This window comes from Pseudomonadota bacterium, assembly GCA_030775045.1.
Lineage (GTDB): Bacteria > Pseudomonadota > Alphaproteobacteria > JALYJY01 > JALYJY01 > JALYJY01.
Map to the genome: position 1 here is coordinate 12,882 of JALYJY010000012.1, position 14,487 is coordinate 27,368.

The window sequence follows — 14,487 nt, forward strand, 5'->3', positions numbered from 1 at the left end:
ATTCCTGGCTGCCTGCCACCAGGAATACGAATTGGAGCCGCCCTTCCGGGAACCGGTACAGGACAGGTCCTGTATCCGGACATCACAGGACAAGGCAAGGGAGTTTGTCGTGATACAGAAAAACTGGACTGAACTGATTGACGCCACCAGGAAGGTTGCGCCCGGGGTTTCTCCCAACGTGGCCACCATCGTTCTTGAGCCGCTGGAGCGCGGATTCGGGCTGACGCTGGGCAATGCCCTGCGCCGGATCCTGCTGTCATCCCTGCAGGGGGCCGCTGTGGCTTCCATCCAGGTGGATGGGGTTGTGCATGAATTTTCGTCGATTCCCGGCGTCCGGGAAGACGTGACAGACCTGATCCTGAACATCAAGGGACTGGCCCTGAAATCAAATGCCGAGGGTTCACGGCGCATGCGCCTGTCGGTGCAGGGGCCGGGAGAGATCAGGGCTTCTGCCATCGAAACAGGACCGGATGTCCAGATTATGGATCCGGACCATGTGATCTGCACCCTGGACAAGGGCGCCCGCCTGAACATGGAAATGGTTGTGAAAACGGGCAAGGGCTATGTGGCCGGATTGCTGAACCGTCCGGAAGATGCGCCCATCGGCCTGATTCCGGTGGACTGCCTGTTCAGCCCGGTTCGCAAGGTCTCCTACAAGGTGGATAACACCCGTGTGGGCCAGGTGACGGACTATGACAAACTCTCCCTGACAGTCGAGACCGATGGAACCATCTCGCCGGAAGATGCTGTGGCCCTTGCAGCCCGCATCATGCAAGACCAGCTGCAGGCTTTCATCAATTTCGAGGAGCCAGCCATCCAGGCCGCAGACCGCCGGGCTGATGAACTGCCCTTCAACAGGAACCTTCTGCGCAAGGTGGACGAGCTGGAACTGTCTGTCCGTTCGGCCAACTGCCTGAAGAACGACAACATTGTGTATATCGGCGATCTGGTCCAGAAGACCGAGGCCGAGATGCTCCGCACGCCAAATTTCGGCCGGAAATCCCTGAACGAGATCAAGGAAGTCCTGACCGGCATGGGCCTGCACCTGGGCATGCAGATTCCCGACTGGCCGCCCGAGAATATCGAGGAGATGGCCAGGAAAATGGAAGAGCCTTTCTGAACCCTGACTGCCCCGGCGGAGGGATCGTATTCCGCAAGGGTTATGGTGACCCGGCTGTCCCGTACAGCGTTTGAAGTGCTGGCGGGGACAGAAACGACGATCGGTTCCCCGCGGGGGCCAGGATAAAGAGGAGACAGGGCCATGCGTCATGGCGTCGGTATCAGGAAACTCAACAAGTCAACCAGCCATCGTCAGGCCATGTTCTCCAACATGGCTGCGGCGCTGATCAAGCACGAGCAGATCACCACCACCCTGCCCAAGGCCAAGGAACTGCGTCCGGTCGTCGAGCGTCTGGTCACGCTGGGCAAGAAGGGCGGTCTGGCCAACTGGCGCCGCGCCCACGCCATGTTGCGTGATGCGGACATGGTGAACAAGCTGTTCAAGGTACTGGCCGAGCGGTACAAGGGCCGTCCCGGCGGCTATCTGCGCATCCTGAAGGCCGGGTTCCGCTATGGTGACGTGGCGGCTATGGCCATGGTTGAGTTCGTGGACCGTGACGTCACTGCCAAAGGCAAGGACAGTGGCCCGGTCGCAGAAGCCGAATCTGCAGAAACACAGGCTGCTGAAGCTGCTGCATAAACGGTATCGGTCGCAGGCTATACAGAGGGGGCAGCTGGTCATGCTGCCCCTTTCTGTTACAGGGATAACATGATAGGTTGCAGGCAGATCAATCCGGTTCCGGCCGGTTCAGGACGGGGAGTGTCTCTCATGAAACAGTATATGACCCTGGTGCTTGTGGCGGCTCTTCTGGCCGGCTGCAGCCTTTACAGGAAAGAGCCGACCTCGGCCGGTCCGGGTGGATCCATGGGGGCCTGTAAACAGCTGTGTGACCGGGGCAACGACGTGTGCACCGATGACAGCGGTGTTCGTGATGACCTGAGGAACGAGCGGCCGGAGGGGATGACTTCCACCTGCGACCGCCAGCTGCAGCAGTGCATGGACAGCTGCGCCAGAAGCATTACTCCGGCTCCGAAACCGGCGGATCCGGCAGCAAGATAGCCAAGGTCTGGTGCCCGGGCCACACTTGATACAGCTGCAGAAAATCCTTTGCCGGGAGCCTGGCACTCTTGTTTGTCATTCCGGGCGAAGCGTCACGCAGTGATGCGCAGTTGAGGGATCGCCACGGGATTCCTCAACTCCGCGGAGCTTACCCCGGACCCCGATCCGGGGCTCCGGTCGGGATGACGATAACGGGCTGATTTCAGGATGGTTCCGGCTTCAGGCTTCTGTCATCTGGCTTCAGAACCCCCCCCCAGCCACAGCAGGCGAAACATCTCCCACTCGGTTTTGTCCGTGGTCCAGTGGGCATAGATGGCTGTTCCCAGGCGGGCCGGAATCTGTCCGTTGAGAGTCCACAGTATACCGGCAAGACCCGAATACATGTTTTCCACAAATGGATCAAAGGCCCAAGTGTGGTCCTCGTACGTAGGAATGCCGATGAACAGGGTCACGCGGGGATCGATCGTGTCCTGCAGCAGGCGGGTCTGCCAGGCCATCAGGGCCCTGTAGAGCCACGGAGAAGGCATGGCCGTGTCATAGGTCATGACGGCGATCTGGTCACAGTGCTGCGCCACCTGACGGTAGTAATCGCGGCTCCACAGCCGTCCCCGGGGGGCCAGCATCCGGGCGATAAAATCCGCGCCCGGAAAAATCTCGATTTCGTCTCCGGAAATGGACAGCAGTTTCCCGCGCGGGCGGGTGATGGCAGCGGTTTCCTCCAGCAGGTCCAGCCAGCCCGTATCGCCTGATGAGATCGGCTCGATGTTGTAGTGGATGCCGTCGAATCCCAGATCCAGGAACAGCCGGGCGGTGTCAACAGCGCCCTGCCGTGCAACGGGATCAGCCAGATCAAAGGGGCCTCCGCCGCGCTTTTCCACCTGGCCGATCCAGGCGTGGAGGCGCAGGTCCGGCGCGGCCTTTTTCATGAAATAGACCAGCGTCCGGGCGAACCGGCGGCGTTCCTCCGGGATATGGCCGGTGGCGTCCATGGGACCTACATGAAAATACGCGTCCGTGATGTACAGGCCCTGAAGCTGTTGTGCCAGGGACAGGTATTCTGCCGGAGGGATGCGGTCCCCTGCCCAGCGGTGGGCCAGCCACACCGCATTGGGTCCCTGTGACCGTACCGGCACAGGCGGCCGGGTAAAGGTCCACCAGGTCCAGATCAGGGCTGCGATGGCCAAAACAATAAGGACAGAAAGGATTTTCAGCAGACGCTTTGTCATGGAGGTCCTTTTACGCCGTTAATCTTTTCCTGGTAAAGGGCAGATTATTGTGGGGTTGTCTTTCCAGCAGGAACTCCACAATGTCAGTCCTGAACGAATTTCTGACGCTGGCCAGCGATCCGCGGTCGACTTGGTGGGATTTCCACGGGTTTTTTGTCAGGGAATACAAAAAATGCCGGGTCGTCGCCTATGACGTCAAGCACGGCATCCGGGAGGGTACCCTGCCCCGCAGCCGGTTCTCGCTGGTCATGGCGACCCTGTCCAGACTCACGGACCCCACTGTTTACACTGCGCGAATTTCCGGCGCTCTGGCCGCCTGCAAAAACATTGTCTCAAAAATTCTGCTGCAGGACAGGAATACTGTCGGATACCAGAAAGCCGCCTTTCAGGACTGGTGCGCCATCATGAATTCCCTGACGGATCCGGAAAGTCATTTCCCACATGTTGTGCCAGAGACAATACAATTGTACCTGCAGGCCACCGGGACGTCTTTCTGGAAAATGACCTGTTACTGTGCCGGTGATATTGAAAAGCTGAAAACCATTGCCGGATATGCCGGATGTCCCGCCGCAGGAAATATCCTGTGGCCCTCTCTGGCGACAGGTCTGCGACGGTGGATGGATGATGTCTTTGAACGGGAAGACCAGGAGGGCCTGGCGGATATGGCCAAGCATATGACAGTCCATCATAAGCTCCATGCAGGCGAAAGGCAGACCGTCACAAAAATCATCGTGGCGAACCTGACGCCGGCCCGGGCGGCCCTGATGCTGGAAGCAGGAATAGCGCAGGCCACTGGTGTGCATATTCACAGAATGGTGGAATGCCTTGAAATTCTGAAAGAGGCGTCGGGAAAGCCGCTTTCCCCTTCCCGTGCGGGTCCGGCCCCGGATTATCTGTCCGGAGTGGATCCGCACCAGGTAGGGAAATTCTTCAACCGTATTGTGGACATGGCGCGCACAAAAAACAGGACAGACCAGGCGGATGTCCTCCTGCTGGCCCTGAAGCTGATGTGCCTGTGCGAAGGCCGGACAGGCCGCATCAGCCGGGTAGTGATAGGTGAAGCAGCAGATATACTGGACCAGCTGACACAGTCAGGGATCCTCCTGGAGCCCGGGTTTGACCGGGTGTACCAGCACCTCGCCCGGTCGGACCGGGGCCTTGTGCCAGAGCAGCTGCGCATCATGAAAATTCTTGAAAGATCCAGCCATTCCGGGAATGTGAAGGTTATGGAAGCAGTCCGGAAAAAGGTTCCGTGAGGACGCGCTTCCTTTTTCAGGTCACCCCGGCGCAGGCCGGGGTCTATTGTTATTTTCTGACCAGAGAATGGATCCCGGCTTTCGCCGGGATGGCGGTGGGGGACAAACAGAACAGTTTCCCTTTTACCAACGCCATGCCAGACTGCAGACGGCTTTATCCAGGACCGGTCCATGAAAATCCCCCATATCCTTCTTGCCCTGGTTGTCATGGCCCTGTGGGGCAGCAGCTATACCATCGGCAAGCTGGGGATCCAGGAGCTTCCGCCCCTGCTGTTCGGAGCCTTGCGGCAGCTGTCCATCGCCATCCTGCTGCTGCCGGTCCTGAAAAATCCCGGGAAAGACCTGTGGGGTCTGATGGGTGTTTCCGTCACCATCGGCAATCTTTTCTTCAGCTTCCTGTACCTGGGGATGCGGACCGTGGATGCCTCCACCGGCGGGCTGATTTCCAGCGTCCAGGCCATTGTCTGCGCGATCCTGGCGTACTTTTTCCTGAAGGAATCCGTGACCTGGCGCAAGGTGGCGGGCATTGTCCTGGGTATGGCCGCCACGGTGATCATTGTGGGTACGCCGGGACTGTCGGGCACAGCGACAGACCTGATGTTCGTGTTCCTGTCCGCAATCAGCTGGGCTGTGGGGATGATCCAGATCAAGAAGCTGTCCCACATGGACGGCCTGCAGTCCCTGGGCTGGTGGGCCGTCCTGGCTTTTCCCCAGATGATTGTCATGTCCCTCGTGTTTGAGGGAAGCCAGTGGCCCGCAGGCTTTTCCGGACTGTCCTGGACCACGTACTACAGCCTGTTCCATTCGGCAGTGTTCAACACGCTGGTGGCCTATCTGCTGTGGCTGTTCCTGATGAAGCGTTACCCTGTGGGGATCCTGGCAGCCCTGTCCCTGACCGAGCCCTTGTTCGCCGTGCTGATTGCCTGCCTGGTCCTGGGGGAAAGCCTGGGCCTGCAGGTCCTTATTGGAGGTCTGCTCATGGTGGCCGGAGTGGCGCTGGTCATATTACCACAAAAGCGTCAGGCTGTGCCGGACCGGTCTTCCCCGTCCTCTTCATGAAGGGTCCGCAGCTGGACCTCGTCAAAGGCGTATGAGGCGTTGCAGAACTCGCAGGTGACCCTGACGGTTCCTTCCACCAGCATGTGGGGTGTTTCTTCCGCCGGGATCGAGCGCAGGATGGACGCGGCCTTCTGGCGCGAACAACGGCACACGTGCTCCAGCCCTTGGGGTGTGTGGATCAGGACCCCGTCCTCGTTGAACAGGCGGTACAGCAGGTCCGTGACCTGCAGGGTCTCGCTGGTCAGCTCGTCCGTGGTGCAGGTGGCCATCAGGACCATGGCGCGGCGCCAGTCATCCTCCACGTCGTTGGGTTTCCATTCCCGGGTGTGACCCCCATCTTCCGGCATGCGCTGGAGCATCACGCCACCGCTGGACCAGGCCAGCCGGGGGCCGCCTTCGGTTCCCAGTTCTTCTGCAGGCGTATGCCGCACTCCCAGCACAATCCCGGTGGCCAGCTGTTCAGACTGGCGGAAGTAATGCTGGACGCAGTCGGTCAGGGTCTCTCCCGTCAGGTCTACAATGCCCTGATAACGGTCGGTGTTTTCCCCCTGGTCCACGGTAAAGGCCAGATATCCCTTGCCCAGAAGATGGGGGACAGCGGGTGCCCGTTCCCGGATTCCGGTTATATGGTCCGGATCAAATCTGGCATAGCCGCGCAGGGCCCCCTTGCTGGTCACATCGGCCACAACCATGGAGACGGGGCCATCGCCCTTGATCTGCAGGGTGAAAATCCCTTCGTACTTCAGCATGCCGGCCAGAAGGACAGCCAGGGTCAGGGCCTCGGCCAGAAGGCGGGCCACAGGGTCCGGATAATCGTGCTTTTCCAGGATGGTGTTCAGGCAGGGGCCGAGGCGCACCATACGGCCCCGCAGACCGGAACTTTCCAGCTGGAAGGGAAGCAGGGTATCGGACTGGAACAGGGAAAAGCCGGTCATGGTATTTCAGGTCCATAGCAGAGAGAAAATATCAGGTTTTATAGCGCAGAACCCGGGGCAGGACAGATTCAAGTTCGTGGACGGGTTTTCCGGTCAGATCCTTGCGGATCTCTTCCGCGATCACCTTCTGCAGGGATTTGTCGAGGGCATCGCGGATTCCCTGCAGGGCCGGCGCCTGGGCAACAATGACCAGCCGGTCAAACTCGCCCCGCCGCCAGGACTGTTCGATCGTTTCTCCCACCAGGGTGTGGAAACCCTTTTTTTCCGCCTCATGCGGATCAGTCCGGGGCTCTATGGCATGGCGGGCCATTGTGGCGCTTTCCTGCGTCCGTCCCGGCCTGTCCCGCCCCAGATTCCGGGAAGGGTCATGCAAATGGACTGCCTCCATTGCACCAACCGGCTTCAGATGGCTGTGGGCATCCGGCCGCAGCAGAAAGCGGGCGTGGCCGCCATCCGCCACAACGTACAGGGTTGAAGGCGTTTTCTGTATATTCATGGTTGCACCCTCCCTGCCGGAAAGTTACCCTGTTTATATGGAGTTCCGGTCTCCTGATAACAACGTCGGGACCCAATGGTTTGTTCAGGTGTTATTTGTCGGGAAGGAGGGACCATGATCCTGAAAGATATTCTGGTCTGCTACACGGCGGGTTCCCCGGCCATGGAGGCCCTGTCTGCCGGCCTGACGCTGGCAGGGGCAGGGGATGGCCATGTGACCGTTGCCGCCGTGGCTGCGGATCTGTCCTCCTCCGTTCTGGCCACGGCCGGTTCCGCTGATGCCAGCTTCCTGCTGGTCGATGCGGTGGAAAAAACCCGCAAGGAAGCAGAGGATGCCGCCACCGCGCTGGCAGAAGCCGCCACAGTGGCAGCACAGAAATCCGGCGTGCGTTTTGATGTCCGCAGGCTTGTCGTGGGGGTGGATGTCATTCCCGATACCATCGCGCTGCACGCCCGTTACGCAGATCTGGCCGTGATAGGACACGCTCCGGACAGGGTGCGGGCGACGGTCCCCCTGATCGAGGCGGTGGTCTTCAGGTCAGGCCGTCCTGCCCTGGTGGTACCGGAAGGAGTCATGATGACAGCCATGCCCCGCCGGGTCCTTGTGGCGTGGGACGCCGGGCGGGAGTCCGCGCGCGCCCTGAATGATGCCCTGCCCCTTCTGGAAAAGGCGGAAAAGATCACCGTCCTGACCGTGGGCGGCGGCGGGAAGCCGGGATACGGGGACCTGCCCGGGGCTGACATTGCCCTGCACCTGGCCCGCCATGGCCTGGAGGTGGAGACGGTCCACGAAAAGGATACCGCGGAATTTCCTGAACAGGTCATGTTGCGCAAGGCCAGGGAAGGAAAATACGACCTGGTGGTCATGGGCGCCTGGGGCCATTCCCGCCTGCGCCAGTGGATCCTGGGCGGCGTGACCCGTGCGATCCTGCAGGGGATGACAACGCCAGTTTTTATGGCGCATTGAAAGCGAAAAATTTGCAGAAAAGAAAGATTGTCATCCCGACCGGAGCACAGCACAGTGGAGGGATCTCCCTCAAAAAGAGATCCTTCGACTGCGCATCCTTTCAGGACGCTTCGCTCAGGATGACAAAAACGGGGAGGGGTTTGACAAACATCATCACCCGAAAAGCCGTTGCCCTGCGATAACACGGTCATTATGCTGTCCTTCGGTTCCGCATCCAGTATTTCCCGGTGACAGTCCATGACATTTCGCTTTCCTGCCGGCCTTGCCGCTGCCCTTGTTCTTGTCTGGATGGCTGTGATTTTTCCGGCGAAGGCCGACAGCACCCTGTGTGAGGATCCCGCAAATGCTGTGGAGAAGGTGCTGTGCAGCGATTCAGGCCTGCGTGGCAACCAGGCTGTGTTGGCCCAGATGGTGGCTGAATCGGGAAAGCTGAACCTGGACGGAGAGCCGCTGGCCGACCTTCTGAAGGACCAGCGCTCTTGGGAACAGGGTCTGGAAAAAGCCTGCGACATTACGGAAACAGCCCCTTCTGATGCGAAAAAGCGCTCTGCCGCTGTGACATGCCTGGGCCAGCAGATCGAGGCGCGGATCGCTGCGCTGCGCAAGGCCATGCCGGCCTCGGCCACTCTGGTTGCCACGGCTGAGCCTGCAGCGGATCCCGGCCGTCCCCAGGCCCAGGTCTGCATTCCGTTCAGCCAGCCCCTGCAGGCGTCTAAAACCGTTCCGCTGGACGGCTATGTGACTGTGGCGCCGGCGGTCAGGGCGGGCGTCAGCGCCGCGGGAAACAGACTGTGTATCGACGGCCTGACGCGGGGAGCAGAGTACAAAATCGTCCTGAAAGCCGGTCTGCCGGGCCTTCTGGCTGCATTGCCTGAGGACAAGACATTTTCCACTACCGTTCCGGACCGCGAGAAGCGGATTGTCTTTCCGCAAAGAGGATCCATCCTGCCGCGGGAAGGAGCCCAGGGTTTGCCACTGGAAGCCGTCAATGCGGACAGGGTTCGCCTGACGGCCCTGCGCATCAGCGACGAAAAGATCATTCCGGCGGTCCTGCGCAAGCGGTTGTGGAGCGATACCATCCGCCCGGGCGACAGTGTGGGGTCTTACCGGGATCGCATGGGCCAGACGGTTACCTATGACGATCTGGGATGGTATGTGGCGTCCATCGGCGAAAAGGTCTGGACCGGGTCCATCGACATGGCGGGCCGGAAGAACGAGACTGTCCGCAAGCTGATCCCCCTGTCCAGGACTGTCGGAAAGCTGAAGCCCGGCCTGTACATGGCTGTGGCGGATTATGCGGACCGCGATCCGGACCGGGATGAATACTGGGAAACGTACCGCGGAGATGTGGAACCGCGCAGCCAGTGGTTTGTGGTGTCGGACATCGGCGCCACCGTGTTCATGGGGGATGGGGGGATGACCATCCTGTCCCGCTCCATCGCTTCCGCAAGGCCCCAGGCGAATATCCGCTGGCGGCTGATGAGCCGCGACGGGGACGAGTTGGCGACAGCCACCAGTGACAAAACGGGCGTCGCCCGGATCGAGGGCGGATACCTGGCTGGCACCGGCAACGATGCCCCGCGGGCGCTGTACGGATACGGTCCGGAGGGGGATTTCCTGCTGATGGACCTGTTCGGATCCCCTCTGGATCTCAGCGACCGGTCTGTCCAGGGCCGCCTGGCTGCAGGCAATCCCGATGCGTATCTATACACGGACCGGGGCGCGTACCGGCCCGGGGAGTCAATCCACCTGACCGCCCTTGTGCGGGACGCCGGCATGAAGGCCGTGGCGGACCAGCCCATGTTCCTGAAAATCCGCCGCAGTGACGGGGTCGAGCTGCCCCTGCGCAAGTTCGACCTGACCGCCCTGGGAACGGGAACGCTGGATATTGCCCTGCAGGACAATGCGCCACTGGGCCAGTGGACGTTCAGCCTCCATGCGTACGACAAGAGTCCGTCGCTGGGGGATGTGGCCGTGCTGGTCGAGGATTTTGTCCCGCCCCGCATCGAATTCACGATGACGCCGGCAACCACACTGCTGCCCGCGGATGCGGAAACAGCGATTGTGGTCAAGGGCGACTATCTGTACGGCGCGCCAGCATCCGGTGTGTCCGGCGAGATGGCCGTGATTGTCCGCCCGGCGGAAGCGCCGGCGAAAGGATACGAGGCGTACACCTTTGGTCTGGCTGATGATGCAATGCCGGACCCGGTCCAGCAGGATCCGGTGTCCTTTGTGCTGGATGATGATGGCGCGGCGCAGGTCGCCCTGAACCTGGCCGGAAATGTGCCCGATACATCCCGCCCGCTGGAGGCGCGGATCCAGACAACCCTGTTTGACATTGGCGGGCGTCCTGTGGACAGGGCTCTGGTGATGCCGGTGCGGACAAAGCCCCTGTGGCTGGGGGTAAGGGCTTCGGGCGGGATTGACTCAGGCCGCTTCGACGTTGTGGCCCTGGATCCGGAAGGAAAGCCTGTTGCTGTGCCCGGCGTGCGCTGGCGCCTGGTCGAGGAAAACCGGGAGTACTACTGGCAGGACAGGGGGAACGGCCGCTGGGGTTACCATACGGCGTACAGCGACATCCGCGTTGTGGACGAGGGCGCTGTGGATGTGGGGGGCGGCCAGCCTGCGGGGATTTCCGTTCCCGGCCTGTCCTGGTCCACATACCGGCTGGAGGTGGAGGATCCCGCCACCGGCGCCCGGACCAGCCTGCGTATTGATCCGTACTGGGGCAGCGACGAAAGCGAGGAGGGGGATGTCACCCCCGACATGGTAGAGCTGAAACTTGCGGACAGCGTCGTGAAGCCGGGCGAGAAGGCCCGGGTCATGGTCCGTGCGCCCTTTGACGGTGTGGCCTGGGTGACGGTGGCCAACGAGGACATCCTGTGGACGGACAGTGTTCCGGTCACGGAAAAGGGAAATGAAATCCAGGTGCCCCTGCCGGAGGAGGCTCTGACCGGGGCCTATGTGATGGTCAATGCCATCAGTCCTGTGGATGCCCGCAAAAAGCATATCCCGCAGCGCGCCATCGGGGCCGTGTGGATCCCGGCGGACCGGTCGGCCCACAGCCTGGACCTGATCCTGGAAGCGCCGGAAAGGACAGAGCCCGGCATTCCTGTGCCTGTGAAGCTGTCCCTGGGCAGTGCAGCGGCTGGAAAACAGGCGTATGTGACCCTGGCGGCGGTGGACGAGGCTGTGCTGCAGCTGACAAATTTCCGGTCGCCTGATCCGCTGGAATACTATTTCGGCCAGCGGCGGTTCCCCATGATGCTGTGGGATGTGTATGGCCGTATCATTGATACAGGCAACATCCCCTTTGGCCAGGTCCGCACGGGCGGTGACGGAGCGCCGGAAAGCGCCCAGACCCGCAATCCGCCAAAGAAGACCATCAAGATTGTGGCCCTGTTCAGCGGCATTGTTCCCGTGGCGGCTGATGGCACAGTTACGGTGCCTGTGACAGTGCCCGAGTTCAACGGGCGTGTGCGTCTGATGGCTGTGGCCTGGACGGAAGACCGCATGGGTCATGCAGACAGGGACATGACCGTACGCCGCCCGGTGGTGGCCGAGATGGGCCTGCCCCGCTTCCTGGCGCCGGGCGACACGGGCCATCCGGTCCTGTCACTGCAGAACCTGGACGGACCGGAAGGGATGTACCAGCTGGACCTGAAAACCACAGGACCGCTGAGGATCGAAAAGGCGAACCCGCGGATCCAGCTGAAGCCGGGTGCATCGGAACAGCGGGTGTTCCAGGTGGAAGGGACGTCCGTCGGCGACGGAACCATCACGGTCAGTGTGAAAGGCCCGTCAGGGCCGGACATCACCCGCAAATATAATCTGACGGTTCGACCAGCCTCGGCCTTTGAAACAGAACGCAAACTGGTCCAGATCGCCCCGGGCGAAACCATGACGCCGGATGCGGCGTCCATGGAGGCATACTGGCCCACGACGGTGAAGATGACCGTCAGCGCCAGTACCCTGCCGCCACTGGATCTGCCGGGTCATATCGCCTGGCTGAAAGAATATTCCTATGGCTGCGTCGAGCAGACCTCCAGCCGCCTGGTGGCCGAGCTGGAAAAGGGCATCATCGCCAGGGCTGCCGGAAAAACACCTGAGCCCCTGGGGGCTTTTGCCGAAAAAGGTGTGGACCGGCTGATCGGCTTCCAGAAGGAAGACGGAAGCTTTGGCATGTGGTCCTCAACGGACGCTTCCAGTTCATGGCTGGATTCATACGTCATGGACATCCTGCTGGATGCGCGGCGTGAGGGGATCGATATTCCGGCCGCTGTCATCGAGCGCGGCGTCTCCCGCCTGCGCAGCATTGTGCAGGAGACTACGGGACAGCGTACGGACCTGCTGGTCCAGGCCTATGCCCACTATGTCCTGGCCCGGGTCGGGCAGGCCGACGCCACCCAGGTCCGCCGGTTCCACAAGGACCAGTTCGGGAAGATGCCCGACAATCTGGGACGGGCGCTGACGGCTGCTGCGCTGGCCCTGGTGGGTGACCGCAAGGAGGCCCAGGCCGCGTTCAGGAAGCTGGATACCCTGCAGGACGGCACCATGGGCTACAACTACTACATCTATGGCGGCGCCCTGCGCAACGATGCGGCTGTGATGCAGCTGATGGCATCCAGCGGAGTCATGGACCAGGAGACTGTCCTGAAGCGCGCGGATCTTCTGTCCCGCCGTGTCCTGGGCGAGGAATACCTGTCCACCCAGGAACGGGCCTGGATCATCCGCGCCGGCACAGCCCTGCTGCGTCAGGGGGGAATGGATGAGGGCGGAAAGGTGGGGAATGAGCCCCTCAATATCCTGCAGACATACACCTGGAACCAGCGCCAGGTTGTTGCATCTGTCAGCAATACGGGGTCTGCGCCCCTGTTCGGGGTGGTCAGCACCAGCGGGGTTCCAAAAAAGCCCCAGCCGCCGGTGGCCAAAGGGTTCATCATCAGCCGGGAATTCAGGGACCGCTTCGGCAATCCTGTGTCCCTGGACAAGGTGACCCAGAATAATGTTCTGGTCGCCGTGATCGAGGGTCAGATGGAAGACAATGTCCAGGCCCAGGTGATGGTCGCCGACTTCCTGCCGGCGGGGTTCGAGCTGGAGAACGCCACGTTTGGCGGATCAGAAACCTCTGACCTGGGATGGGTGGGTACACTGACCCCTGTGCGCCACAGCGAGCTGCGGGACGACCGGTATCTGGCCGTGCTGGACATGAACCAGGGGTATTCGGGTGATGGCAGCCAGGGTAGGTTCCGCCTGGCCTATATGGTCCGGGCCGTAACCCCGGGCCGCTTTGCCGTGCCCGGTATCCGGGTCGAGGACATGTACCGCCCCGACCTCCAGGCCACCGGCGCTGCGTCCATGCTGACGGTCACGGGGCGGTGAAAAACCCCCTCTCCCTGCGGGAGGAGGGCCGGGTGAGGGTTTTTACTACCCCTGTCCTGGTTTTACGTCATCCTGGGCGAAGCATCCTGAAAGGATGCGCAGTCGAAGAGCCTGCCCCGGCGAAAGCCGGGGATCCCTTTTCAGAAAGGAGATCCCTCCACTGCGCTGCGCTCCGGTCGGGATGACAATAACAAGCAGGGTTAATAACAAAAAAGGCTGTTCCTTGTGTTTTTCAGGGCCGATTTCCCGGAGGTATGTTGCCCCGGGGGTTGCCGGCCATCCTGTCCTGCAGTCCGGCAATGATCTCCAGCCCTGAAGGGTCGGCAACAATCCCGCCGAGTTTCCTGTCCAGAAAGGCGAGACGCTGGCAGACCCTGAAAAAGGCACCCTGCCATGTTACGGACATGTCCTGTCCGCGCGAGGAAATGATTTCCTGTTCAGAATACAGCTCCAGCAGGCCCGCGATTTCCGGCTCATTGACAGGCTTTTTCCCTGGCGTCTTTCCGTTGAGCCCCTTGATCATGGCGGTGGCTTTGTCCTCCCTCGCCTGAATGACATCAACCCGGAGGGCTGACCGGCCCCGGGAGTCTGTCACCTTCAGGCGTTCCGCCATGTCTTCCCGGAAATCCCGGTAAAGCCTTGTTGCTTCCGTCGCCGGTTCCTGAAGATGGTCGGGCAGGGCCTTGATCCCTGTTTTCAGGAAAAAACTTTCCAGGTTGCTGGACAGAACCCATATCTGCATGGCTGTTTCCTCATCAATCCGCCGCATGCCCTGGATCTTTTCCAGCAACAGACTGGCTGCAGGCCGCCAGTCAAAAACACCCTGTCGTATTCCGGCAAGTTCTGTTTTCTTCTGCTCCAGCTTTTCCCGGGCGTTCTTTATGCCCTCTGCGACACACTCGCGGATGGAGGGACGTTCCCTGAGATAGCGGACACCCGGTTTTTCAAGATGGGGCAGGCATTCCTCAACAGGCGTTGTCCGGCGCATCAGCAGGGTCTGCGCCACACAGGATGTCACGGCTTCCTCGAAAAAAGGCCGGATTTCTGC

General features: G+C 61.0%; 11 protein-coding genes. 7 read left to right on the forward strand and 4 right to left on the reverse strand.

Annotated elements, in window-relative coordinates:
* Positions 1-109 precede the first annotated feature (109 nt).
* The 3 genes from M3O22_02065 to M3O22_02075 all read left to right on the forward strand — a co-directional run bounded on the left by M3O22_02065 (position 110) and on the right by M3O22_02075 (position 2,119).
* On the forward strand, positions 110-1,120 hold the full coding sequence (locus M3O22_02065; protein ID MDP9195544.1) for a DNA-directed RNA polymerase subunit alpha: 1,011 nt from the start codon (positions 110-112) through the stop codon (positions 1,118-1,120).
* 141 nt (positions 1,121-1,261) lie between these two features.
* Positions 1,262-1,699 carry a 50S ribosomal protein L17 gene (gene rplQ, locus M3O22_02070; protein MDP9195545.1) on the forward strand — a complete coding sequence of 146 codons (438 nt, stop codon included), beginning with the start codon at positions 1,262-1,264 and terminating at the stop codon, positions 1,697-1,699.
* A 129-nt stretch (positions 1,700-1,828) separates the two neighbouring features.
* Positions 1,829-2,119 (forward strand): hypothetical protein, encoded by a 291-nt coding sequence (locus tag M3O22_02075; GenBank protein ID MDP9195546.1) that lies wholly within the window; start codon positions 1,829-1,831, stop codon positions 2,117-2,119.
* Between the two features lie 230 nt (positions 2,120-2,349).
* On the opposite strand, the gene M3O22_02080 is transcribed toward M3O22_02075, so the two are convergent.
* Positions 2,350-3,345 carry a glycoside hydrolase family 18 protein gene (locus M3O22_02080; GenBank protein ID MDP9195547.1) on the reverse strand — a complete coding sequence of 332 codons (996 nt, stop codon included), beginning with the start codon at positions 3,343-3,345 and terminating at the stop codon, positions 2,350-2,352.
* Between the two features lie 80 nt (positions 3,346-3,425).
* On the opposite strand from M3O22_02080, the gene M3O22_02085 reads away from it, so the two are divergent.
* Together M3O22_02085 and M3O22_02090 are read left to right on the forward strand one after the other, a co-directional pair.
* Positions 3,426-4,601, forward strand: coding sequence for a hypothetical protein (locus M3O22_02085; protein ID MDP9195548.1), 1,176 nt, complete (start codon positions 3,426-3,428; stop codon positions 4,599-4,601).
* Positions 4,602-4,772: 171 nt separating this feature from the next.
* Positions 4,773-5,660, forward strand: coding sequence for an EamA family transporter (locus tag M3O22_02090; protein ID MDP9195549.1), 888 nt, complete (start codon positions 4,773-4,775; stop codon positions 5,658-5,660).
* Here the strand turns inward: M3O22_02090 and M3O22_02095 are convergent.
* On the reverse strand, positions 5,621-6,595 hold the full coding sequence (locus M3O22_02095) for an Hsp33 family molecular chaperone HslO (GenBank protein ID MDP9195550.1): 975 nt from the start codon (positions 6,593-6,595) through the stop codon (positions 5,621-5,623). The two genes, M3O22_02090 and M3O22_02095, sit on opposite strands and share 40 nt — an antisense overlap.
* Positions 6,596-6,626: 31 nt before the next feature.
* Positions 6,627-7,091: a host attachment protein gene (locus M3O22_02100; GenBank protein ID MDP9195551.1), complete on the reverse strand. Its 465-nt coding sequence runs from the start codon at positions 7,089-7,091 to the stop codon at positions 6,627-6,629.
* A 114-nt stretch (positions 7,092-7,205) separates the two neighbouring features.
* Between M3O22_02100 and M3O22_02105 the strand changes: the two genes are divergently transcribed.
* Together M3O22_02105 and M3O22_02110 are read left to right on the forward strand one after the other, a co-directional pair.
* The gene (locus tag M3O22_02105) at positions 7,206-8,057 is read left to right on the forward strand and encodes a universal stress protein (protein MDP9195552.1); all 852 of its coding nucleotides are present in this window, start codon (positions 7,206-7,208) and stop codon (positions 8,055-8,057) included.
* Positions 8,058-8,294: 237 nt separating this feature from the next.
* Positions 8,295-13,439, forward strand: a complete 5,145-nt coding sequence (locus tag M3O22_02110) for an alpha-2-macroglobulin family protein (GenBank protein MDP9195553.1) — start codon at positions 8,295-8,297, stop codon at positions 13,437-13,439.
* A 232-nt stretch (positions 13,440-13,671) separates the two neighbouring features.
* On the opposite strand, the gene M3O22_02115 is transcribed toward M3O22_02110, so the two are convergent.
* Positions 13,672-14,487 (reverse strand): hypothetical protein (locus M3O22_02115; protein MDP9195554.1); only part of this gene is annotated, 816 nt, incomplete at its 5' end.